The sequence below is a fragment of the Flavobacterium sp. AG291 genome (assembly GCF_003350375.1).
GTDB lineage: Bacteria > Bacteroidota > Bacteroidia > Flavobacteriales > Flavobacteriaceae > Flavobacterium > Flavobacterium suzhouense.
On record NZ_QQAR01000005.1, the window covers coordinates 94,855 to 120,068 of the forward strand.

Annotated in this window: 19 protein-coding genes; 2 read left to right on the forward strand and 17 right to left on the reverse strand. The window is 40.3% G+C overall.

What is annotated here, in order from left to right:
• Nucleotides 1-6: 6 nt before the first annotated feature.
• From pgi to DEU42_RS07330, 6 genes are all read right to left on the reverse strand, one after another.
• A complete protein-coding gene (pgi, locus tag DEU42_RS07305) occupies nt 7-1,647 on the reverse strand; it encodes a glucose-6-phosphate isomerase (RefSeq protein ID WP_114757637.1) in 1,641 nt (546 codons plus the stop codon).
• A 12-nt stretch (nt 1,648-1,659) separates the two neighbouring features.
• The gene (locus tag DEU42_RS07310; RefSeq protein ID WP_114757638.1) at nt 1,660-2,895 is read right to left on the reverse strand and encodes a peptidoglycan DD-metalloendopeptidase family protein; all 1,236 of its coding nucleotides are present in this window, start codon (nt 2,893-2,895) and stop codon (nt 1,660-1,662) included.
• 24 nt (nt 2,896-2,919) lie between these two features.
• The gene (locus tag DEU42_RS07315) at nt 2,920-3,852 is read right to left on the reverse strand and encodes a tryptophan 2,3-dioxygenase family protein (protein WP_114757639.1); all 933 of its coding nucleotides are present in this window, start codon (nt 3,850-3,852) and stop codon (nt 2,920-2,922) included.
• Between the two features lie 5 nt (nt 3,853-3,857).
• Nucleotides 3,858-4,625 carry a DUF3108 domain-containing protein gene (locus DEU42_RS07320; protein WP_114757640.1) on the reverse strand — a complete coding sequence of 256 codons (768 nt, stop codon included), beginning with the start codon at nt 4,623-4,625 and terminating at the stop codon, nt 3,858-3,860.
• 301 nt (nt 4,626-4,926) lie between these two features.
• A complete protein-coding gene (gene hppD, locus DEU42_RS07325) occupies nt 4,927-6,084 on the reverse strand; it encodes a 4-hydroxyphenylpyruvate dioxygenase (protein WP_379819416.1) in 1,158 nt (385 codons plus the stop codon).
• 204 nt (nt 6,085-6,288) lie between these two features.
• Entirely contained in the window at nt 6,289-7,446 is a 1,158-nt protein-coding gene (locus DEU42_RS07330) for a homogentisate 1,2-dioxygenase (RefSeq protein ID WP_114757642.1), read from the reverse strand.
• A gap of 350 nt (nt 7,447-7,796) precedes the next feature.
• Here DEU42_RS07330 and DEU42_RS07335 point away from each other — a divergent pair, with 350 nt between their 5' ends.
• Entirely contained in the window at nt 7,797-8,285 is a 489-nt protein-coding gene (locus tag DEU42_RS07335; protein ID WP_147278078.1) for a hypothetical protein, read from the forward strand.
• A gap of 143 nt (nt 8,286-8,428) precedes the next feature.
• Here the strand turns inward: DEU42_RS07335 and DEU42_RS07340 are convergent, their stop codons facing one another.
• From DEU42_RS07340 to uvrC, 3 genes are all read right to left on the reverse strand, one after another.
• Entirely contained in the window at nt 8,429-9,907 is a 1,479-nt protein-coding gene (locus DEU42_RS07340; RefSeq protein WP_114757644.1) for an APC family permease, read from the reverse strand.
• Nucleotides 9,908-10,248: 341 nt separating this feature from the next.
• Nucleotides 10,249-12,441, reverse strand: a complete 2,193-nt coding sequence (locus DEU42_RS07345; protein ID WP_114757645.1) for a patatin-like phospholipase family protein — start codon at nt 12,439-12,441, stop codon at nt 10,249-10,251.
• Nucleotides 12,442-12,444: 3 nt separating this feature from the next.
• Nucleotides 12,445-14,241: an excinuclease ABC subunit UvrC gene (gene uvrC / locus DEU42_RS07350; RefSeq protein WP_114757646.1), complete on the reverse strand. Its 1,797-nt coding sequence runs from the start codon at nt 14,239-14,241 to the stop codon at nt 12,445-12,447.
• 226 nt (nt 14,242-14,467) lie between these two features.
• Here uvrC and DEU42_RS07355 point away from each other — a divergent pair, with 226 nt between their 5' ends.
• On the forward strand, nt 14,468-15,436 hold the full coding sequence (locus tag DEU42_RS07355; protein ID WP_233506639.1) for a succinylglutamate desuccinylase/aspartoacylase family protein: 969 nt from the start codon (nt 14,468-14,470) through the stop codon (nt 15,434-15,436).
• A 137-nt stretch (nt 15,437-15,573) separates the two neighbouring features.
• On the opposite strand, the gene DEU42_RS07360 is transcribed toward DEU42_RS07355, so the two are convergent.
• From DEU42_RS07360 to DEU42_RS07395, 8 genes are all read right to left on the reverse strand, one after another.
• Nucleotides 15,574-16,491 (reverse strand): alpha/beta hydrolase, encoded by a 918-nt coding sequence (locus DEU42_RS07360; protein WP_114757647.1) that lies wholly within the window; start codon nt 16,489-16,491, stop codon nt 15,574-15,576.
• A 210-nt stretch (nt 16,492-16,701) separates the two neighbouring features.
• Nucleotides 16,702-18,294, reverse strand: coding sequence for a PAS domain S-box protein (locus DEU42_RS07365; protein ID WP_114757648.1), 1,593 nt, complete (start codon nt 18,292-18,294; stop codon nt 16,702-16,704).
• Between the two features lie 82 nt (nt 18,295-18,376).
• On the reverse strand, nt 18,377-18,793 hold the full coding sequence (locus DEU42_RS07370; RefSeq protein ID WP_114757649.1) for a response regulator: 417 nt from the start codon (nt 18,791-18,793) through the stop codon (nt 18,377-18,379).
• Between the two features lie 229 nt (nt 18,794-19,022).
• Nucleotides 19,023-19,508, reverse strand: a complete 486-nt coding sequence (locus tag DEU42_RS07375; RefSeq protein ID WP_114757650.1) for a GNAT family N-acetyltransferase — start codon at nt 19,506-19,508, stop codon at nt 19,023-19,025.
• A gap of 222 nt (nt 19,509-19,730) precedes the next feature.
• On the reverse strand, nt 19,731-20,636 hold the full coding sequence (locus tag DEU42_RS07380) for a hypothetical protein (protein WP_114757651.1): 906 nt from the start codon (nt 20,634-20,636) through the stop codon (nt 19,731-19,733).
• 147 nt (nt 20,637-20,783) lie between these two features.
• Complete coding sequence (locus tag DEU42_RS07385; protein ID WP_114757652.1) at nt 20,784-21,989, reverse strand: hypothetical protein; 1,206 nt, start codon at nt 21,987-21,989, stop codon at nt 20,784-20,786.
• A 215-nt stretch (nt 21,990-22,204) separates the two neighbouring features.
• Entirely contained in the window at nt 22,205-23,575 is a 1,371-nt protein-coding gene (locus DEU42_RS07390) for a T9SS type A sorting domain-containing protein (protein WP_114757653.1), read from the reverse strand.
• 140 nt (nt 23,576-23,715) lie between these two features.
• Nucleotides 23,716-25,110 (reverse strand): T9SS type A sorting domain-containing protein, encoded by a 1,395-nt coding sequence (locus DEU42_RS07395; RefSeq protein WP_114757654.1) that lies wholly within the window; start codon nt 25,108-25,110, stop codon nt 23,716-23,718.
• Between the last annotated feature and the right edge of the window lie 104 nt (nt 25,111-25,214).

A 25,214-nucleotide genomic window follows, 5' to 3' on the forward strand; every position in this document is an offset into this window, starting at 1 on the left:
AGACAACTATTTCCCTAAAAACTTCTCTAATAAGAAAGTTGTAGAGCTGTCGTGCGTTTTAACAGTTCCTGAGTTTATTTCATCAAGAATAGAGTTGGCAAGCTGTTTTCCAAGCTCAACACCCCATTGGTCGTAACTGAAAATATTCCAGATAACACCCTGAACAAATATCTTGTGTTCGTATAATGCAATAAGCGAACCCAGTGTTTCCGGAGTAAGTTTTTTAATCAGTAATGTATTTGTAGGCTTGTTACCCGCAAATACCTTAAACGGACGAAGGTAATCTGCCTTATTTGCCGCTACGCCTGCTTTGTCAAACTCAGCTTGTACCTGCGCCTCAGTTTTACCGTTAAGTAAGGCTTCGGTTTGTGCAAAAAAGTTAGACATTAGCTTATCATGGTGATCTTTATTACCGTGAAGCGGCTGAATAAATCCGATAAAGTCTGTCGGGATAAGTTTTGTTCCCTGGTGTATCAGCTGGAAGAAAGCGTGCTGAGAGTTAGTTCCCGGCTCACCCCAAATGATAGTTCCCGTTTGGTAGTTTACCGCTTTACCATCACGCCCTATGCTCTTACCGTTACTCTCCATGATACCCTGTTGCAGGTATGGAGCCAGTTTTTGAAGATATTGCGTATATGGAATTAGCGCCTCACTTTCGGCACCAAAGAAGTTGTTATACCAAATGCTTAGCAACGCCAGTACCACCGGAATGTTTTTGTCGTGAGGAGCCGTGCGGAAGTGCTCGTCCATTTCGTTAGCACCTTTAAGCAACTTATCAAAGTTTTCAAAACCTACTGCAAGGGCAATAGTAAGTCCTACTGCACTCCACAATGAGAAACGTCCGCCAACCCAATCCCACATCGGGAAAATGTTGTCTTTAGCAATACCAAACTCGGTTACTTTCTGAATATTGGTAGATACCGCAACAAAATGCTTCGCTACATCTTCCTGCTTAGCCGACTTTAAGAACCATGCCCTTACGGTTTCAGCATTCGAAAGCGTTTCCTGAGTGGTGAATGTTTTAGACGCAATTACAAATAATGTAGTTTCCGGGTTAAGCCCTTTAAGGCTTTCCATTACGTGGTCACCATCTACGTTAGAGATGAACCTTACGTTAAGCTGGTTCTTGTAGAATTTAAGTGATTCCACCACCATTGCAGGACCAAGATCAGATCCGCCAATACCTATGTTTACCACATCAGTAAAAGCTTTTCCTGTATATCCGGTTTTGCCTCCGCTAATTATAGCATCGCAAAACTGTTTTATCTTGTTTTTAACCGCATATACCTCCGGCATAACATTTACGCCATCCACTTTAATATTAGCAGATGAAGGAGCGCGAAGTGCCGTATGCAACACTGCCCTGCCCTCGGTACGGTTTATGGCATCTCCGCCAAAATATGCTTCTACAGCACCTTTAAGATTTGCCTGTTGTGCCAAATCCTGAAGCAACTGTAATGTTTTTTCGTTTATGATATTCTTAGAATAGTCAACTATAAAATCGTTCCACTGAATGTTGAACTTCGCTGTCCTTTCTTTATCTGACGCGAACATATCTTTCATCGATGCTTGCTGCATCTCCGTAAAGTGTTGCATCAGCTCCTGCCAGACGGCTGTACCGGAAGGATTGATGTTTTCTAGTGCCATTGTAATGTGAATTTATTTAGAGAATTTGATGTCTGATAAGCTGTCCAGCTCTTTTTTAAGCGGCGTCATATAAGCCTCAAAACGCGGCTTATCTTTAGCACTCATAGGTTCAGAGCTTGGCAGTTTCATACGAAGTGCATCTACCTGCACCCCGTTCTTCCAGAAACGGTAACATACGTGAGGACCTGTAGCCAGTCCTGTGCTACCCACTTTTCCAATGATATCGCCCTGCGATACCCTTTGACCCGTCCTAACCAATATCTTACTCATGTGCAGGTATTGGGTAGCATACGTTCCATTATGTTTTACTTTAACAAAGTTACCGTTACCGGCAGTATATCCCGTACGTTCTACAACACCATTCGCTGTGGTCATAATAGGTGTTCCGTGAGGCGCAGCATAATCGGTTCCGTTATGGGCTTTCCAGCGACCCTGTACCGGGTGGAAACGCCTTGGCGAGAACCTCGAACTGATACGGCTGAATTTAAGTGGCGCTTTCAGGAACATGCTTTTCAGCACTTTTCCTTCTTCGTCATAAAAATCAACTTTCTTAGAGTTAGGATCCCTTTTGAATGGAAAAGCATAAATACGTTTTCCTTTATATTCAAAATAAGATGATTCAATATTCTGGAGTCCGGCATATTGCGTACCGTCTATGTATTTTTCGTTTACAGCAACAGCAAACTTATCGCCTTTCTGAATTTTAAAGAAGTCGATAGACCATGCATAAATCTCCGAAAGTTCATGTGACAATGCCGGTGAAGCTCCTGCATTTTTAAGTGTTTCGGCAAGCGAGCCTTCAATCTCAGCTACTATTACCCTGCGTTTAATAGTCATAGGCCTTACCTTTTTATAGGCTTTAGCAATACTATCACGAAGGTCTATAACATAATAACTTGTAACATCGGGCTGATATACAAAAACCTGAAGCGCATTAGGCGCTTTTTTATCTTTAAGAAGGGTAAAAGCCTTACCTACCCTGATATCCCTAAGATCAAACGAATCTTTTATAGCCTCGGTAACCTTGTGCACCTGAGCAGCATCATAACCTTCATCGCCTAACAGCTTGCCAAAGGTATCACCATTTTCAATGGTATCATTTACCACTTTAAAATCATTTAGCGTAAAGCCAAATTCTTTTATAATAGGATCCTTTTTCACGGCAGCCTGCTTAGGCTTAGCTGTTTCCTCGTCCTTTTTACAGGCTATTAAGGTAAACAGTAATAGTATGACGGTTAAATACTTCAATGTGTGTATTGTGTTTTCTTTTGGTTATACATTTTCACCCCAGGTTCTAAGCTCTTCTTCAGACCATAGCTCAGGGAAAAATATCCTTCTCTGGTATTTAGGGTGCATGTATTTTTTCCAGTCGCTGCCTCCGGTAGCCTCCTGAGGGCCATCCTGGCTTTCAATGTATTTTTTTGCTGCATTAAGGTGCCCCATAACCCAGGTAACATTTACTGTATAGTCATAGTGGCGCATTGCTTTAACCAGCATAGGGTCGGCCTGGCTTTCGGCAGGTAACTGCTTAAATTTCTGCCAGATATTCGTGGTATTGTATTCTTCCATCCAGCGAAGGAATTCGTCTTTATACTTCTTCTCAAATGCATTGATAAGATACGACTTTTCACCCGTTTTATGGTCTTTCCCGGCTGCCTGCCAATACAGGTGCTCAAAAGCATGCTCATAAGGCGTGTTACGGTCTATCGTAGCACGGAAACGGTAATCGATAAGGTTTATCAGATCGGTAGATGCAAACTCAATAAGTCTGTATTGCGCACTCTGGAAACCACTCGCAGGTGTAAGCGTGTTACGGAATTTCATATACTGCTCTACCTCCATACCATCGCCCATAATGTCAAACGATGTGGTAAGCATATCAAAATAACGGCTGATACGCATTAGCCTTTCGGTAAAGAAAGGGGTTGCAGGCGCTTCATTGTGACAAAGCTGCTCTATTTCCCAAAGTATCATTTTAAACAAAAGCTCATTTACCTGGTGGTACATGATAAACACCATTTCATCAGGCAATGTGGTTCTTTGTATCTGCAGGTTAAGCAGGGCATCCGTTTGTATATAGTCCCAATACGTTATAGGCTTAGCCCAAAGAAGGCCTTCAAGATGAGTTTCAGTCTTTTGGTTTATCGCTGCAAATTTCTCATTCAGCTGTTCAATCTTTTCCTGTATTGGGGTCGTAATCTCCATTGTAATTATTTTGCTTTTACTTTAAGCGTGTGTGCTAATCCTTTATATTCATCAAGATCTGCCTTTAGGGAACCTACTGCAAGGCTTGCCTTTATACGTAGCGGAATCTTGTTGTCGTCGTCTGAAATCCAGACTGTTAAACTTTCTTCTTCTTTAAAAACACGGCCGGACTGTACCAGTGGCCTGAATATCATTGTTGGAATAGTGCCAAAATTAGTCTTTATATCCTCCCTGCCAATGAATTTGAGCTTAAATTTTACTACTTCATCGTCAAAAAACATATCTACCATAACCGATTCGCCCACCTTCATCTTATCTACCTTGGGATGGTTCCTCAGGTAATAAAAAGTAGAAACAATATCCTGAACATTTTCGGTAACCGATATGGTTTTCTGTTTCTTGTTCTTATAATCCTTTACAAGTACCGTGTTGTTGTCCTGATTAAAAAAACCTTCCTGATTTTTAGTATATCCGCCTTCATCAATCTTTCTCACATACTGATACGGCTTCCCTGTAGCTTTGTCAAAATAACTTTCATACAGGTCTTCTACCTTAAAGAAGAATTTCGTCATTCCGGTTGTATAACCTTTCCCTACAACATGGTACACTTTTTTGTTCTCGCGCGTAGCGTCTTTTACCTCCAGCGTGGCATACCCTGCATTCACGACACCATAATGTATCCTGAACTTAAAGTATTCACCTACACCAAAGGAACTTTGCGAAATCGCATTAGAAGCACTAAAAAGCAAGAAAAATGCAATCAATTTCTTCATATTTATTTTTTTGTTGGAGTTTAGAACCAATAAATGCAATTTCTGTTCCAAAAATACTAAAACAAAAAAACCCAGTCAAACAATGACCGGGTTTTTATGCTATTAACCAACCAAAAAACTATAAATTATGAAAAATTTACCTTGCTGAAAGGAAGCCTATGAATACCTCCTTTTTTGCGAGTGCAAAGGTATTAACTTTTCCTGCATTTTTATTTGTTAAAATTTCACTTTAACACATATTTAGCAAAAAACCAGTCCTTTGGCGGTTCAAAATTATATTATCTGCAAAATTTTGATGTTCTTACAATGTTCCTCTCAATTCCTGCTCACGCTCAATTGATTCAAACAGCGCCTTAAAGTTACCTGCACCAAAACCTCTTGCTCCCATTCTCTGGATTATTTCATAGAAAAGTGTTGGACGGTCTTCAACCGGCTTAGTGAATATCTGAAGTAAATAACCTTCTTCATCGGCATCAACCATGATACCCAGCTTCTGAATCTCTTTAATATCTTCTTTAAACGCATCCTTATGAGCACCAAGACGAGCCGGTACAGCATCATAATAAGCCTGAGGCGGTGCAGAAAGGAATTCTACTCCACGCGACTTAAGATCTGCAACCGTTTTCAGGATATCATCCGTAGCGATAGCGATGTGCTGAACACCAGGACCTCCGTAAAAATCAAGATATTCCTCAATCTGAGATTTTTTCTTTCCTTCAGCAGGCTCATTGATAGGGAATTTGATACGGCCGTTACCGTTACTCATTACTTTACTCATAAGTGCAGAGTACTCAGTAGTAATTTGTTTGTCGTCAAACGAAAGGAAGTTTACAAAGCCCATTACATCTTCATACCACTTAACCCACGTGTTCATTTCATTCCATCCCACGTTACCTACCATGTGGTCTACATATTTAAGACCTGTTGGCGCAGGGTTGTAGTCTGATTTCCACTCTCTGTAACCAGGCAAGAACACACCGTTATAGTTTTTACGCTCTACAAACATGTGAACTGTCTCACCATAGGTATAGATACCTGCACGCACTACTTCACCAAACTCGTCTTTCTCAACAGTTGGCTCCATAAATACTTTAGCACCACGCTTAGTAGTCTCTTCAAAAGATTTTCTTGCATCCTCTACCCAAAGCGCCACCACTTTTACACCATCACCATGTTTTACAATGTGATCGTTAAGTGGAGAATCAGCCGTAAGCGGCGTAGTTAATACGATACGGATCTTATCCTGAACAAGAACGTAAGACGCTCTGTCTTTAAGACCTGTTTCAAGTCCGGCATACGCCAAAGACTGATATCCAAAAGCTGTTTTATAGTAATGAGCCGCCTGTTTAGCGTTACCCACGATAAATTCTACATAATCAGTACCCATTAACGGAAGGAAGTCCTGTGCACCTTCAAATATTTTCTCCAGTCCGTATTCTACGTTTTTTATTTCACTCATGATATTTCTTTATTTGTTTTTCGCCTCAGCGAAAGAAAATTAGTTTTTTGTTTTTATTCAGTGCCCGAAGGCTTCTCTTCCTCACCCCCAACCCCTCTCCAAAGGAGAGGGGAGCAAGCTACGAATGCGTTATTATTCTGTTACGTCTCCCTCTCCTTTGGAGAGGGTCGGGGTGAGGACTATTATATTAGTTGGTAAGTATCCCTACTCAACCCACGATTTATAGTACTTGCCATCGTCAAGGCCCATAGCAATTTCAGTAACCATTAGCGGACGGAAGGTATCTACCATTACCGCAAGCTCTTCAGTTTCTGTTTTGCCTATACTACGCTCCATTGCTCCCGGTGCAGGTCCGTGAGGAATTCCTTTAGGATGCAGCGTAATGTGTCCCTGCTCTATGTTGTTACGGCTCATAAAGTCGCCATCTACATAGTACAATACCTCATCACTGTCAATATTACTGTGATTGTAAGGTGCAGGAATAGATTTCGGGTGATAGTCATACAACCTAGGACAGAATGAGCATACTACGAATGTAGAAGTCTCAAACGTCTGGTGTATTGGTGGCGGAAGGTGTACCCTTCCGGTAATAGGCTCAAAGTTATGGATACTGAATCCGTAAGGGAAATTATAACCATCCCACCCAATTACGTCAAACGGGTGTGTAGCATAAACTACCTCGTGAATCATGTTTTCCTTTTTGATCTTGATAAGGAAATCACCTTTCTCATCATACGTTTCAAGCGTTTCAGGAAGTTTAAAATCCCTTTCGCAGAAAGGCGAATGCTCTAAGTGCTGTCCGCTTTCATTTTTATAACGCTTAGGCGTATAGAACGGAGCATGCGACTCTACATAAAACAAACGGTTATCTTCAGTATCAAAATCGATCTGATAGATCATACCACGTGGAATGATAAGGTAATCACCATACTCAAAGGGGATGTTGCCCATAAAAGTACGAAGCGTTCCTGTTCCTTTGTGAATGAAGATCATTTCATCAGCATCGGCATTTTTATAAAAATATTCGCGAAGTGATTTGCGTGGTGCAGCAAGACCTATAACACAGTCGCTGTTTACCAGCATCGGCTTGCGGCTGTCAAGAAAATCGTCTTCAGGTTTCAGTTCAAAACCTTTAAACAATAATGACTTTATGTTTTTGTCTATTGCAATTTTAGGCGCTACAGAGTATGACTTAACAATCTCTTTTACTTGTGTAGGCCTGTGCACATGGTACAGCAATGAAGAGTGTCCGTGGAAACCTTCAGTACCAAACAGCTGCTCATAATAAAGCCCACCGTCCGGTTTTTCGAACTGCACATGTCGTTTTTGAGGGAAATCCCCCAATTTATGATATATCGGCATAATATAGTTATTGTTTTATTTATGAATGATTTAACCCAAATAGAGTACACCTCATTCAGGATTTCTCTTGATGAGGAACTTTAAATAACTAAGCAATCCCTGCCATTGTACATTCATACCACAAATATCGTAAAAATTTAATTTTATGGTTGAGTTTTTGCGAAAAAATGAATTATTGAGAAGAAGTGTTCAGCATTCAGTTAATACATCACTAAACCATAAAGAGGATAATACAACTATTTTTACCAAAAATCCTTTTTGGATAATTTAAAAACAAGACCTCTTTAAATAAGATGCATTGCTTTTCATTACATTAGTGTTTTTTTAACCTATTCATAAAACTTATTCCTATGAAATACATTTGCTGCCTGCCGTTTTTATTAATTGTATTCTCTTCATTTTCACAAGATATGGAACATATTAGCGAAATGGACACAATATTTTTGATACTGCCGCAAAACGATGACTTTAAGGAGGTAGAGCTCAATTTTAAAGACTTTAAGCTAGGCTACATTGGAAGTAAAAAGCACGGAACTAATCAATATTCCTTTTCTGATCAATCAGGTAATCAAAGAATAAGCCTAAATACCCAGGATGACAGCACATCACCCTACATGGTTAAAAACAATATAACTGTTAAAAGTAGAGCATTTCTAAAAAAACATAAAAATAGTATCGTCACATTGAAAAGTATAGAACAATATGGCTATAGAAAATTATTCTATGAAACCCTCAATATTAAGAATAGAAATCTCCATAAATATTATGTTATAAATGAAGCTGATTTGAAGAAAGAGACTATGATTCTTAGATTGACACATCCTTATTCTTTTGAATAAGACTAAAAAACCCATCTAAGCATAAGGCTTTTAAATAAATACATTGCTACCATTTGGGGCGTTGGGGTGAGCCAAATAAAAAATCCCAACGGCAATACCGTTGGGATTCAGCAAAAATGTATTTGGTTTTTGTTTGGTGTCTTTTACTCTTCGGCACCTTCAACAGGTGTTTTCCCGAGCTTACTATTACGTTTACCGTATGAAAAATAAACAAGCACTCCTACTACTAACCATGACAATGACAATAATTGTGCATCAACACTAAGATTTATCATAAGGTAGGTGTTAATTGCAATACCACAGATTGCAATTACAGGAAGTGCAGGTACTTTAAAAGTACGCTCTAAGTGAGGTTGCTTAATTCTAAGTATCCATACCGCTATACAAACCATTGTAAAAGCAAACAGGGTTCCGAAACTTGTCATATCCGCCAGTTTGCTAATTGGAGTAAAGGCTGCAACTACAGAGATAAACCCTCCAAGAATCATAAGGTTTCTTTTAGGAGTACCGGAAATTGGGTGAATCTTAGAAAACACTCCCGGAATAAGTCCGTCTTTAGACATTCCAAGGAAAATCCTTGATTGTCCCATGATCATTACCATCAATACAGAGATAAGACCTACCGTAGCAGCAATAGTAATAATATAACCTGCCCATGCCTGCCCCGCTATATCAAATGCATAGGCAACAGGAGCCTTAATAGCTTCAGGATATTTTCCAAGCGGATTAAAGTCCTGATAATTCATCATACCTGTAAGCACAAGCGATACCAATATATAAAGCACGGTACATACTAACAGAGATGCTATAATTGCAAAAGGAACGTCTTTTTTAGGATTGATTGCCTCTCCTGCCTGTGTAGAAACAGCATCAAAACCTACATAGGCAAAGAAAATAGCTGCTGCTCCCGAAACAATCCCCGCATAACCATAAGCTTCGTGAGTAGTTTCTTTTTCGATTATCTGTACTGCATCAGGAATAAACGGAGACCAGTTAGCCGTGTTGATAAAGAATAAACCTGCCACGATTACAAAAATAACCGCAGATACTTTTAAAAGCACGATAAAGTTATTGGCTTTAGCCGCCCCTGAAGTTCCTCTCACAAGTATTGAAATTACCAAAAGAACAATCAGGAAAGCAGGAAGATTCATAGAGAAGCCTTCTCCTGTATAACTTGCAGGGTCTGTTGTCAGATAGTCCGGCAAATGTATATGGAACATCTTGAGGAGCTTGTTAAAATACCCCGACCACGATACGGCTACCGTCATGGAGCCCATGGCATATTCGAGTATTAACCCCCAGCCTATTATCCATGCAAAAATTTCACCAATAGTACCATAAGCGTAAGCATAGGCAGAACCCTCTACAGGAAGGATTGATGAAAATTCTGAGTAGCAAAGCGCCGCAAATACACAGGCAATACCCGCAATAATAAACGAAATTGCCAATGCAGGACCTGCATGATAATAAGCTCCTGTACCAGTTAGTACAAAGATACCTCCGCCAATAATGGCACCGATACCTATGGCTGTTAAGCTCCATTTGCCAAGCACTCGCTTTAGCTCACTTTTTTTCATATCTGCCTCAAAAGCAGAAACGGGTTTAACTCTCCAGATAGACATATGTTGTATTTAGAATTTTTGAAGTTCCAAATATAGGCTTTTTATAAAAATTATGAAGTTTTTAACGAAAAATGTCGCTTAACCGCTGATTTGGGTATTTGGTTGTATGGTTTTCTGCAGGAAGCAAGCATGTAAATTGTGTTATTCATTTTTCTGTTTCCTGTTATTTGATTCGCCAGTTGGCCATAGCCTTTAGTTGACCGAAACGCAATGGAGCGGAGAAATTCCTATTGGAATTAGAAGAGATTGCCACGTCGTCCCTCCTCGCAATGACAGAGTGCTATTAGTATTGTGTGAAGCTCCGAATAACCGTATAACCAAATAACCGGATTAACTAAAAATTAAAACCAGAATCCAACACTTACCCACGTATAGTGATCGGTTGTTTCTGGGCTCCAGCTGTGTTTAATTTCTATGGGGCCTATGATGGTTTCCATACCTACGCCAAAAGCATAACCGGTATAAGATGGCAGCGAGAACATATCGCCTTCATCAAGAAGATTTGTCCCTACGTTGGCAAAGTTACCCGCAAAATTAAGATGATATCTTTTATAAAATTCCCAATCAAGGGTCAGGGCACCTTTGATATAACTATTGCCCGACATGCTAAAAAAATCGTAGCCGTAAAAATGACGGAAGTTATTCGTCATCTGGTAACCATACCCCCCAAGTATAAAATCAAATGTAGGAACACTTTCATTACCCAAAGCAAAGCCCATTTCTGACTGCGCTTCTATAGTAAGTCCTTTATAAATTCTTTTTACTGTAGAGAGTTCTCCTTTTATGATGCTGAACTGATCAAACCCTCCGGTGTAATCAGACGATACCAGGTACGACTTACCTTCTCCTGAAAAGAACCATCCTTCTTTTGGGAAATATTTATCATCATACGAATCAAATTTCACATATCCGTAAGCCGAAAGATAATCACTGTTATCAAAAACAGGCTCTATATCAATCGTTTCAGACTGCACTTTGATATGCTTATATTCAAGCCCACCTCCTATTAGGAAGCGATGTGCAAATATGGTTTGCAAATACACCTGATTGGTCCAGTCAGTAAAATCTATATTCACAGCGTCCACTCCAAGCAATTTAAAACCTCCGTCGCTTACCTGCCTTACGTTTTTATTAAAAGTACTCAAATAAGAATGAAGCCCGTAACTGATATGAAAACCATTATCTATATAGTAATCAAAATTGTACCGGAAATTATCTCCCAAAATAGCATCTACTGACAATACATCATTTCGTAAAAGCAGGTTCTTGTGGGTATAATTTACCAATACAGCACTTTTATAAAGCCCGTCATAATGCAGTCCGAATTTTATGAAGCTACTGATAGGGCTTTCGGTAAGAGCAAGCCTAAAAGTATCTGCCCCGTTTTCTTCCTGAAAATTATACGTTATAGATGTAAAGTTTTGCGTAGCATTAAGGCTTGTAATACCCTGATCAAGATCTTTATAACTTATTTTACTGCCGGGCTTAAAATTAAGCTTACCCAAAACATATGAACGCGTATACTTATGCAGTCCGCTAATCCTTACCTGATCGACACAAAGCGAATCTTTAATCTCAACTTTTGGCCTTTCTATAGAATGCCCTACACCTAACGCTTTTAAAGTATTCAGAATTTTTCGCGCTGCCTCTTCTCCCTTATCAATAATGGTTCGTCCTTCGTCAAATGAGATAACGGTAAAGCCCAAAATATCGGGTTTAATGTAAATATCCGTTTCCTTCCGTTTGGCTTCCATCTTCTGGATCATCTGGTAGTTGTTTATCTGCAATAACACACCGGTAGCCCCGTTTATCTGCTCGCGTGTCTTTAAAGGATCTTGTACATCTACGCCTATTACAACATCGGCACCCATAGCCTTTACCTCTTCAATGGGGTAGTTATTGGTCACACCGCCATCTATCAGCAGTCTTTCGCCTATTTCAACAGGAGTATATAACGACGGAAATGCGGCACTGGCCAATATGGCATCCGGAAGCACGCCTTCGCGCAATACTACCTCTTTACCGGTTTCAATATCGGTCGCAATACACACAAACGGAATAGGGAGCTTATTAAAATCGCGGAGATGACGCACATTATTGGTCAGCCGTGCTATGGTATTGTAGTTATAAAGCCCTTTAGAGAAAGCACGCGGAAAGCCTATCCTGAAATTTTCAAATGGCAATGTAAGTGCATATATCTCGTCATTGCGTTTTTCAAAAAAGTTTTTAGAATCCCTTGGTGTAAAGTCGCCCAGCATGGCATCGGCATCAAGGGTGGTAAAAATAGAGTCAAGCTGTTTTGCCGAATATCCCGAAGCATAAAGTCCGCCCACAATGGCACCCATACTGGTACCGCCAATGTAAGATATCTCTACTCCCGCTTCTTCGAGCACTTTTAGTACCCCAATATGCGCAAGGCCTTTGGCGCCGCCCCCACTTAGTACAACACCCACTTTGGGCTTTGCCGTTTTCTCCTGAGCCCATACAGTACCGAAAATCGATAACGATAATAACAGGAGAATCAGTTTTTTCATGGGTTACTTATTCTTTTCTTTATAAAATTCTACAATTTTTTTTGCTTTGGCAGGACCAACCACTTTAGCTATCTCTTCTTCGGAGGAAGCTATCATTCGCTTTACCGATTTAAAATGCGTTATAAGCGTTACCATAGTCTTTTCACCAATGCCCGGTATGGTTTCTACCGATGTTTGTAGTGCACTCTTGCTACGTTTATCACGATGGAAAGTGATTCCAAAACGGTGCGCTTCATTACGCAACTGCTGGATTATCTTCAGGGTTTCCGATTTTTTATCGAGATAAAGCGGTACCGAATCGCCCGGGTAGAAAATTTCCTCAAGCCTTTTTGCAATGCCCAATATAGTAATTTTACCGCGTAACCCCAAGTCATCCAGGCTTTTTAATGCCGACGACAATTGCCCCTTACCGCCATCAATGATGATAAGCTGTGGCAACGGCTCGTTTTCGTCGAGCAACCTGCGGTAGCGGCGGTACACCACCTCTTCCATACTGGCAAAGTCGTTAGGCCCCTCTACGGTTTTTATATTAAAATGACGATAATCTTTTTTACTTGGCTTGCCATCCTTAAACACCACACATGCCGAAACCGGATTGGTTCCCTGAATATTAGAGTTATCAAAACATTCTATATGGCGTGGCTCAACAGGCAGGCGAAGGTCTTTTTTCATTTGCGCCATAATACGGTTGGTATGGCGGTCAGGGTCTACGATCTTAATTTGCTTTAGCTGATCCATCCTGAAGAAACGTGCATTTCTTTCCGACAAATCCAATATCTGTTTTTTGTCGCCAAGCTTCGGCACGGTAACCGTAATATTCTCGCCAAGGCTTATAGGAAACGGAACCAGTATCTCTTTCGACATCAGGTGAAAACGCTCACGCAGTTCTACCACAGCAAGCTCCAGCAATTCTTCATCCGGTTCATCAAGTTTTTTCTTTATTTCCATGGTATGGCTGCGAATGATTGCCCCATGCGACACCTGTATAAAGTTCACATAGGCCATGCTTTCGTCAGACACAATGCTGAACACATCGAGATTGGATATTTTAGGATTGAAGACCGTACTTCGTGCCTGATAATTTTCAAGCACTTCAATTTTTTCCTTGATCTTTTGAGCTTCCTCAAAGCGCATATCCATTGCCAGTTCCTGCATAAGCTTTTTAAAGTCCTTAAGCGATTCCTTAAAATTACCTTTAAGAATCTGGCGAATGGCATCTACATGTTCCTGATATACACTTAATGGTTCATGCCCTTCACATGGGCCTTTACAGTTGCCTATATGGTATTCCAGGCACACTTTAAATTTTCCCGAACGGATGTTAGCCTCGCTAAGGTCGTAGTTGCAGGTACGCAGCGGATAAAGTTCCTTTATAAGGTCGAGAAGCGTATGCACCGTTTTAAAACTGGTATACGGACCAAAATATTCCGACCCGTCCTTAATTACTTTACGGGTAGAAAATACACGGGCAAAAGGTTCCCGTTTAATACATATCCACGGATAGGTCTTATCATCCTTAAGCATGATATTGTACCGTGGCTGAAGTTTTTTAATAAGGTTATTTTCAAGCAATAATGCCTCGCTTTCGGTAGGCACTACAATGTGTTTAACCGATACTATCTTTTTAACCAGTACATTGGTCCTGCCGCTATCGTGAATCTTATTAAAATAAGACATCACCCTCTTTTTAAGATTCTTAGCCTTACCTACATACAACAGTTTATCGTCTTTATCAAAATACTGATAAACACCTGGATTGTCGGGAAGGGTTTGTATCTGGAGTTCGAGAGGCGTGCGCATACTGCAAAGTTAACAACAAATGGGTTATTTTTAACGTAAGAAGAATGTGAGTATTGTGTTAATTGTTGTTTGTTGGAGGCAGGGAAGTCCGAGGTCCGAAGAAGCTTCACTCAAACTCATTATCCACAAAACTTCGGACTTCCCTGCCTCCGACTTCAAAACTGTAAACTGTAAACCGCCAACTGTAAACTAAAAAAACCTACTTTTATACTTTCCTAAAATACCTATGGCAATAAACAGCACTCTTACAATACTTGGCGAAGAAGTTTTACCCGGCGAAAGCAAAACCATAACCATGGAAATTGCCCGCCTGCATACCATGACAAAACTCAAGATTCCCATAATTGTAGAGCGTTCTAAAATCCCCGGGCCAACAATACTGTTTAGTGCCGGGCTTCATGGCGACGAGATAAACGGCATAGAGATAGTTCGCCAAACCATTGTAAGGAAACTAAACAAACCCAAGCGGGGCACCATCATTTGCATACCTGTCATCAATATTTTCGGTTTTGTAAACCAAAGCCGTGAGTTTCCCGATGGGCGCGATCTTAACCGTGTTTTTCCGGGCAGCAAAAAAGGTTCGCTTGCCAGCAGGTTTGCTTACTATATCCTCGAAGAAGTAATCCCAAATGTAGATTACTGCATCGATTTTCATGCCGGCGGCGCCAGCCGTTTTAACGCTCCGCAAATTCGCATTGTACCTAACAACACTGAACTGAAAGAACTATCGGACGTTTTTAATGCACCATTTACGCTGTATTCTAAACACATCCCAGGCTCGTTTCGTAGTGCCTGCGATAAGATGGGTGTAAAAATGCTGCTGTTTGAAGGTGGAAAATCACTCGACATTAACCACGATATTACTCACGAAGGCATTCAGGGCATTAAACGATTCCTTCAGCATTTTGATATGCTGAATCCGCATAAAAAAGGCCCCGTAGCTAACAACGACACCGTTTATATCGACAAATCGTCATGGGTAAGGGCGCGCCATTCAGGACTTTTTCAAAGCAAGATAAAAGCGGGAGACTTTGTTCATAAAGGCGAAGTTATCGCGGTAATAACCGACCCGTTTGGCAAATTTGAGCACAAAGTAAAGGCACCTAACGGAGGTTATATCATTAATGCCAATGACGGCGCCATAGTATACCAGGGTGATGCAATATTCCACCTGTCGCAGAGTTATCAGTTTTAGGTTACCGCGTTATTAAGTTATTGGGTTCGGGTTGTCATCCTGACGGAGGAAGGATCTCTATTCTTAACTATTTAGAGATTTCTCCTCTCCGTTGCACTCCGGTCGAAATGACAACTCTAAACCCCAAACAGCGACGCCTACTTACAAAACTCATACTCTGCATACTTTTGGCATTCTTTGCCGGTAGCTACAATAGTATGCGATTGCTGTTTTTCGTTTTTAAGTGTGCCTTTCATAAAATCGATAATCTGTAGCGGGTCGTTATGAAAGAGCTCGGCACTGTATTCGTGGCCACCGCCACAATAGGTAACCAGTTTGGTATTGCCTTTCAGCCCGATGATATGATTGTATATAGAATACGACCCAAACAGCATCAGCCATCCCGGCGAGTTGGGCGGACAGTAGTGGTGTGCAGCTGTACCATAAGGCACCGTGGTATCGCAACTGCCGTGAAAAAACAGTACCGGAACCAGGTTCTTTGGCGTGATAAGGTTTAAATCCATAATAGCACCTGCACCTGATATTACTCCGGCATATTTAAAATTGGCAGGAAGACTTTCGCTATACATATTCATCATTTTACTATCCCAAAAAGCAGCATGCAAAACGGTTTCGGCACCGGCACTACTGCCCGAAATGAACACTTTGGCAGGATCAATATTATAGGTGCTTTCATTTTTCAGGAAATAGATTACCGCCTGTTGCAATTGGTTCGCTGCAATTTGAATCGCTTTTATCTTTTCCGGAAGTTTGCCATCGCAGCTAAAGCTTTTACCTTTCATGTACAGTGTGTAAGTAATATTAGCCGCTACAAATCCCTGCTCTGCGGCTTTTTTGGTAAAGTCACGGTCAGAACTTCTTTCCCCTCCCGAAAAACCACCACCATGCACATGCACTACTAACGGAAGTTTTTCTTTGCTTTTGCCTTTTGGCACAAAAACATCCATTTCGAGTTTCAGGGTATCGTTGGCAAAATAGGTGACGGTTTTATAATTCTGCGCTTTTGCGAATGCGAAAGTTATCAGGACAAAAAATAGTAAAAGGTATTTTTTCATGGAAAAAGAATAGTGTTTTTACAAAGTTAAAGAACAGGTGCAAAGTTTCAGAGTTACCAAGCCACAAAGTTGCAAAACCAAAGGGCTTAAGGATAAGGTTTCCCTCAAATATGTCCCCTCTGTTTGTTTAAATTTGAGTGAAGCTGCCCCTCTCTTTTGGAGAGGAGTTGGGGTGAGGCCTAGAACCCAAAACCCAATAACCCAACAAACCTAAATAAGCGGAAGGAAAACACTAAATGTAGTACCTGCACCCGGTTCACTTTTGGCACTGATGTCTCCGTTATGATTTTCTACAATTTTTTTACAGAGCGCCAGTCCTATACCTGTTCCCGGTGTATTATCGAGACGTTTAAACATTTTAAAAATCATATCGGCATATTCCTGCTCAAAGCCTTGTCCTTTATCGTTAAAAAGAATTTTTATATAGGGAACGCCATTTTTAAAAAAGGCTGAGTCAACCCTGTCATCTATTGTAATTGGATGGGCGGTTATACTAATTTCCGGACTGCTGCCGCCAAACTTTATGGCATTGCTTAGCAAATTGGAAAACAATTGGTGCAACTGAATAGGAATCCCTTTTAGCACGGGAAGTTTACCTATGGTTAGCTTCACATTTTTCTGTTCGATAAGCAGGTCGAAATCAAGAACTACATTTTCAAGTATCTCATTAAGGTCTGCCACTTCAAAAAGCTCATCGGTACTTGAAAGCTGAGAATATTTAAGTACGTCTTTTATCAGCGTGGTCATTCTACCGGCACTGGAATTTATCTTATCCATATAGCGTATAACGGACGCTTTATCGTCTATATTCTCCATAAGCATTTCGCTAAACACCTGTATCTTGCGCAGGGGTTCCTGAAGATCATGTGAGGCGATATAGGCATACTCTTCGAGCTGCTTGTTACGAAACTCTATATCGCGGGCATTATGGCGAAGGCGGTCTTCGGCAAATTTGCGTTCAGTAAGGTCGCGGGTTACTTTACAAAAGCCTATTAAATTATCATAATCGTCATGAAGCACTGTGATTACAACCGAGGCCCAAAATTTTGTCCCGTCCTTTCGCAGTCTCCATCCCTCATTGGTGGCACGACCGTTAGCTTGCGCATACTTTAAAAGAGTTTCCGGTAGTTGTTTTTCCCTGTCGTCATGCAGGTAAAAAACACTAAAATGCTTTCCTAGTATTTCTTCGGCAGCATAACCCTTTATTTTTTTAGCTCCTCTGTTCCAGTTAAGTACATACCCTTCTCTATCGAGCATGAGAATAGCATAATCCTCAACCTCATCTATCATCTTTTGGTAGCGGTCTTCAGTACTGCGTATCAGTTTTCTCTTTCGTTCTACATTTTCTATGATCGCATTATAACTATGCGAATCTGCTTTTCTTTTTTCTGTAACATCAATAAGCATTACCGATGCTCCCTGCACTATTCCCTTTTCATTATATATAAGCGTGATATGCACCAGAACATTAAAGAGAGTGCCTTCAGCACGTTCGAGTACAAACTCTATGGGTTTCTCAACCACTCCGGTTTGCATCGCCTTTCGAATCGGATTAAATCCACGTATAAAAGCATCGCCATTAGCCATATAAATTTTATAGGCCCCACCCCATTTCTCAATCCCGGTTTCGGGTTCGCGCCCCCACAAGTCGGCTGCAGCCTTATTAAAATAGGTTATTGTACCATCTAACCCACAGATATAAATGGGCACGGGTATATCGGTAAGAAGTGATGTATCAAAATCTGTCCGGCAAAAGTTGTTGTGCAAAGAAGCGCCTGCATCTGAAAGATTAGGATTTTGCATTGGCTGTGTATTTGGTGTTTTTAGGTAAGGTAAAGATAATCAAATTGCTAAAAGCCAATACACCCCAATAAAAATTTAGCGGTCAGTTATTTGCATCAATATAAAACGGAAGTTCTTTTTTGGTAAGCAGTTCTTCGAGGATGCCTACCAGGGCAGAAAAACTGTTGGGCTTAACGAGGTAATGGTCTGCCCCGGCATTTTTAACATCCTCTACATCTTTAGGATGCGAAGACGTGGTATAAACAATAACAGGTACATTTGCCAAACGGTCAATTTTTTTAAATGCCTCCACGCATTCCTTTCCTGATATCATTGGCATATTAAGGTCTACAAAAATGTAACCGGGCACTATATCAGATTCCTGCATGGCTTTAATTGCATCTGCCCCATTTTTAGCCATATCGCACACATAACTGGCATGCGCTTTTTTAAGCGCCATGGCAAAAATTTCACGGTCGTCCGCATCATCATCAACAAGAAAGCAGGAGCCTGTGCTCATACAATTTGGGGGTTTGAAGATTAAAATTAATTATTGCGGGGGTTTCTAAATATAGAACAAACAATTGTAAATGTTAAAAAAATCGCCGAAAACACGCTTTTTATCGATGAAATGCAATTTACAAGCTATAAGAATCCTTAACTTCACCGAAACGTAAAAAAGCAATTTTTATCCCAAAGCACCAAGACATTATAATTAAAAAGCCCGGTTTTACAACCGGGCTTTTTAATTATAATGCTTTCTTAAACAGTAGCGCTTCATCACGCTTACCACTTTCTCTGAAGCCAAGTTCTTTATAAAAATTTGCCATCGCAGTATCGGCAGGTTTTACCTCAGCCCATACAACATCGTGCTTGCGTTGGGCAGCAATCTCAAAGGCACGGTTTAGCAGCTTTTGGTTAGCCTCATCGTTAACAGAAGGAATGGTGCGTTCTATATACAGCGGCTTGCCTCCTTCTGCTTCTTTAGGCAGGTTTGCCGATATAAGCACCAGCAATGCCAGTGGCTCTTCTACCCTGTCTTCGTCTTCTCCGGTTACATCAAAGGTCATCAGCCATTCGGTAGTAAACGAATTGGCTTTGTTCAAAAAAGCCGAAACAGTATTCTCCTTCTCGGTGTCTTTTTGTTTTGAGGTAGTATAATAGGTATTAGCCATTTCAGATACTTTATAAGCGTTCTCTTCGTTGGCTACTATAAATTTTGCTATAACAGGCATAATCAGTATTGAGATGTTAGATGTTAGTATTGAGATGTTAGAGTTAGTATTAAGTAATTAGACTCAACACTTTCTCACTATTAAAATCTCTTAAGAACAAAAGTACAAAATAGTTTTAGGGAGTTGCTGTACTTTATGCTCCATATTTTGCACAGATTACGCACAAAAAAGGAGCCGTCTTATATTTTTTGATTATAACCTCACGCCTTACAGGCAATAATATTACGGAATACTGCAATTGCCATTGGTAAAATCAGAAACATAAGGATTATAATAATTTCCCTGACTGTGAAACGCCACCCCATTATATCGTATAAGATTTGTAATGGCACAAAAATCCCTTAAAGCCAAATTATCTTCAAAATTTAAGGAACCCTCAGCATCGGTTATACCTTCAAGCCCTGCAAGTGTAGTAAGAGCACTTCCTGAAATACTTATATAGCCAGAACTATCATCAATATTGCTAATAGTTTTTAAATTTTCAAGCTGCTGAAGTGATGCCAGTGCAGGATTTAAAAACAAACGTATGCCATGCACACTGTTAAGGTTGTTAAGCCCCTCTAAAGATTCCAGATTCGCACAGTTATCTATTGCAAGAGTTCCATCAACCTTTGTTAGGTTATTGAGCCCGGACATATTCTTAAGTTTGTTGCAATTATATATGCCAATTTCAGCTGCCCTTGTTATACCCTGAAGCCCATTAAGACTTGTAAGTTCAGAATTATCTGTAATGTATAATTCACGACGAAGATCTATAAGTGAAGAGAGTGCCGAAATATCGGTAAGAGCATTATTATTATTTATATACAGGTTTGTTGTATTAGTAACATTGTTAAGTCCCTCAAGGCTTGTAAGTAACGGACAATTTTGGATAGCTATGTTACCCCTTGAGAAATAAAGTCCTGACAATGCTTCAAGGCTAACAATATCATTTTGCCCCTCGCCACCCCCTATTACCAAATTTTGAACACCGCAATACCCTAATGCAGCAAAAGCCTCAACTTCAGCCTGGGTACGTAAGTAAAAATCTGAAGAACCATAACACGCCGGAGGGGTATCAAACGGATTATCATCGTGATGACAGGACACAAGTATCCCTGTTATAAAAAATAAAAGCAACTTTTTCATAAGCAATTGATTTGTTGGTTATAACAAATATAAAAAAGGAATATACAAAACCTCCATTTATCTGCAAGTTTCTATTACAAAACCAAACCCCGCCTGCAACTGCAAACGGGGTTGTATATACTTAAACCGTAATTAGGTATATGAATATTAATCCATACTGCAACCGCCCGGTTGGGTAAAATCAGGCTGGTATTGATTGTCGCTAATACTTATACTTTCCGGATAAACCGCATTGTCTACAATAGCCTGAACGGCGCAAAAGTCTTTCAAAGCATCATTCTCTACAATATACAATTGTGCAACAAAATCAGTAATATTCTCAAGTCCGTTTAAAGTTACTAACGAATTGTTATTAATTATAGACAACATGGCATTACCCTCACCCTCTTCAGATTTTATTGTTTCCAGATTAGCAAGTGCACTTATAGATGTCAGCATATCATTAGTGGCTAATCTGATTTCTGAAGCCTCTTTTAAACTATTAAGTCCCTCCAGCGAAGTTAATGCTTCATTAACGGTTAAATCTAACACACGGATGCTTGTAGCATTGTGCAATGGCTGTAATGAATTAAATTTTGTTGTATAGCTTATGGTAAGGCTCTCAAATCTGGTAATGTTTTCAAGCCCCTCTATAGAGGTCAACTCAGGACATTGCGTTATGCTCAATTTTTTCAGGCCTGTTATAGACGATAAACCGTTTAAAGATGTAAACAATTCGTTCCCCTCTATAGTAATCTCATTGGCAGCAACAAGATTTTGAAAACTATTAAGATTCTGTATTCCGCAATATTTTATTGATACTGCCCCTGCTGTGGTTACACCGTTAAAACCCAGTGTTTTTAAAGCCTGATTATTATACAAAGTTATATTAACACCTTCACGTGTTGCCATGCTGTTTAGAGCAGCAATATTTTCAAGACTGCTACTATAATCAATTGTAAGATCTCCCCCCAGAGTTTTAAGACCCCTAAGGCCATCGAGCGATTTCATTCCGCCACGGCTAATGGTCAAATCACCTCTTATGTTCAGTATATTATGCAACCCTTCAAGACTTTCCAGAAAAGGAGCCTCAATGGTAACATCACCTTCAACATTATAAAGTCCTGCCAGCGGTGTAAGATCAGTAATATTATCATCCGTAAGCTCTCCGCCAATGATAAGCTCTGCAACAGAGCAATACCCCTTTTCGGCATAATAGTTAACATCAGCCTGTGTTACCAGTTTAAGTACAGATGATGAAGCACACGGAAGCTTAACTATTTCGTTAGGATCGGTAGGCATAGTAAAAGAATCGTCGTCAGAACAGCTTAAAGCTGTAATTGCAGCAAAAAAGCAAATAAATAATTTTCTCATGATTAAGTTGGTTTAGTTACAAAACTAATTAAAAGATGCTCAAAAAAACGAAAAGGTTGCGCGACAGCATCACAATTTTTCGAAAGTTTATAAAAAACATATTTTTAAATTATTCCTTAACAAACCAAACCCCGTCTGCAACCGCAAACGGGGTGTATATTGTAGATTTTTGATTTCAGATTTCAAACATCAGACTTCCGACCTTTGACTTTCAGTTACTCCTTCACAAACTTTAAATGCTGCACGCCTTCCTGTGTCGATACATTTAAAAAGTAAATCCCTGCAGGCAATACCTCAACATTAATTTCAGGGTTATTGCCCTTTTGCGAAAGCACCAGTTTACCTGTCATATCGGTAACCGAAAGGTTTTCTATGTTTAGCATTTCGGCATTCGCTATAGTTAGTGTTGATGATGTTGGGTTAGGATAAAGCGTTATTTGAGAGAGGGTATTGTCGTTGAGGCCGGCAGTAGCTTCTTCACACATTGTACCAAAAAATACCGGTATTGTATGATTTGTAGTATCTCCCAAGCCTAATTGCCCGAAAGTATTGACACCACTCATGTAGAGTTCTCCATTTAATTTCACAGCACAATTATTGCCTCCTCCGGATGCTATTGTTTTGCCCCATTCAGTATTCTGATTTACCACTATTGGCGTACTTACTGCTGTTAGATCCTGAAAGCCCCATTTATATAACTTACCATCAATCTTAGTACCATTGCCCGCGCTATCTCCAACACTAAAAGATGTCCATGTATCAGTACCTATCTGCATAGGAACCGAGCTATCGATTGTAGTACCGTTCCCTAAACATCCAAATGAATTATCTCCCCATGACCAAAGTGTATTGTCATTTTTTTGAGCTACCACGTGTAGCGAACCCGCATCTATAGCTTTCCAATCGGAATCAGTCCCTACCTGTGTCGGAACCAGAACATTTGGCCCACCAACATTATTCCCATTCATTGCACCATTACCTAATTGACCATACTCATTATTCCCCCATGACCACAATGTCCCATCTGATTTAATTGCAAAAGATGTGCCGTAACCAGCAGCAGATATTGCAACCCAGTCTGTAGCAGTACCAACCTGTTGGGGCGAACCAACTTGTTGGGTATTTCCCAGTCCCAGGGCTCCAGAATCATTATAGCCCCATGCCCACAGAGTTCCGTTTTCTTTAATTGCAAGCATATGAGAACCTCCACTACTAATCTTTTTCCAGTCTGTTGCAGTTCCTATTTTCTTTGGAGTGGTTTGTGAACTATTACTAGTCCCGGGGATTTGCCCCATTAAATTTTCTCCCCATGCCCAAAGTGTACCGTCTGTTTTTAAGCCAAGACTGGTAGATCCTCCCGCACTTATCGTTTTCCAATTAGTCGCGGCACCTACCTGTATTGGTGATGTTTTATCTACGATAGTACCATCGCCCAGCTTCCCATATTCGTTATCTCCCCATGCCCAAAGTGTACCATTATCCTTAATACCAATACCGTAAAGCATTCCAAACTCAATCTGTTTCCAGCACTGTGCATAGGTTTGTAATGTAAATACCGTAACTAAAACAAGTAAAAATCTCTTCATGTGTTTATTAAAAATTGGTTGTTTGCAAATGTAAGATTTATTGCAATATAAAAAACTCGCCTGCAACTGCAAACGGGGTGTATATTGTAGATTTTTGATTTCAGATTTCAAACATCAGACTTCCGACCTCTGACTTTCAGTTACTCCTTCACAAATTTTAAATGCTGTACACCTTCCTGTGCCGATACATTTAAAAAATAAATCCCGGCAGGTAATGCCTCAACATTAATCCAATGGTCATTGCCTTTTTGCGAAAGCGCAAGCTTGCCCGTCATATCGGTAACTGAAAGGTTTTCTAGAATAAGGTTTTCTGCATTCTCCAAAGTAAGCGTGTTATACGTTGGATTTGGGTATAATGTAATTTGAGAAAGGGCGTTATCGTTAAGACCGGCGGTTTCAACACACATATTATCAAAAAATGTTGGCTGAGGATGAACTACAGTATCTCCCAATCCCAATTGCCCAACATCATTACCACCCCAGGCATACATATTACCATTTGTTTTTACAGCAAGATAATACGTCTGACCCGAACTTAGTGTTTTGTCCCAGTCTGTATCATCATTTACAAGTGTAGGCTCTTTAATTCCGATACCTTGATAATTAATACCCCATGCGTATAATTTCCCATCTGCTTTTGTTCCGGCACATGACCCGTTACCTGCACTAAAAGATGTCCAGGCATCTGTACCTATCTGCATAGGAAATGATCTCGTAACCATTGTATTGTCTCCTAATTCACCAAAACCGTTTATTCCCCACGACCAAAGTGTGTTATCATTTTTTTGGGCAATAACATGCTGACCTCCGGCATCTACATCTTTCCAGTCATTACCTCCTATCTGGGTTGGCACGAGTACGCTTGGCCCTCCGGCATTATTACCTACACCTGTTCCATTGCCCATTTCTCCCGATTGATTATTACCGCATACCCAAAGGGTACCATCGGTCTTAATCGCATAAGAAGTAGAACTACCCGTAGATATTACAGCCCAGTCATTAGCAACACCTAACTGAGTAGGTGACAACACAGTAGTAGTATTACCCAAACCTAACGCTCCAAAACTATTACCGCCCCATACCCATAGCGTTCCGTTATCTTTAATAGCAAGCATATGATTTCCGCCACAGCTGATTGTTTTCCAGTCGGTATCTGTACCTATCTGTATCGGAGTTGTTTGTGGATTACTACCACCGGTAATTTGCCCATAAAAGTTATCTCCCCATGCCCAAATTGTCCCATCCGTTTTTAAAGCAAGATTGGTTTGGTGATTTGCACTTACTGCTTCCCAGTCGTTATCGGTTCCTACCTGCAGCGGCACTGACTTATTTATAGTGGTTCCATCACCTAACTGTCCTGCAGTATTGGCGCCGCATGTCCAGAGCGTACCGTCATTTTTAATACCAATTATATGACCTCCTCCAAATTCAATTTGTTTCCAGCATTGTACTGCCTTTTGCGGCACCTTAGCTATGTTTTGCGCTTGTATTTGCAATGTAAATACTGTAAATACAGCAAGTAATATTTTTTTCATAAGTCATTAATTTGGTTGACTGCAAATGTAAGATTTTATTCAAAAAAAGCCCGCACGATTGTACGGGCTTACTATATCATTCAAAACATCAGACTTCAGACCTC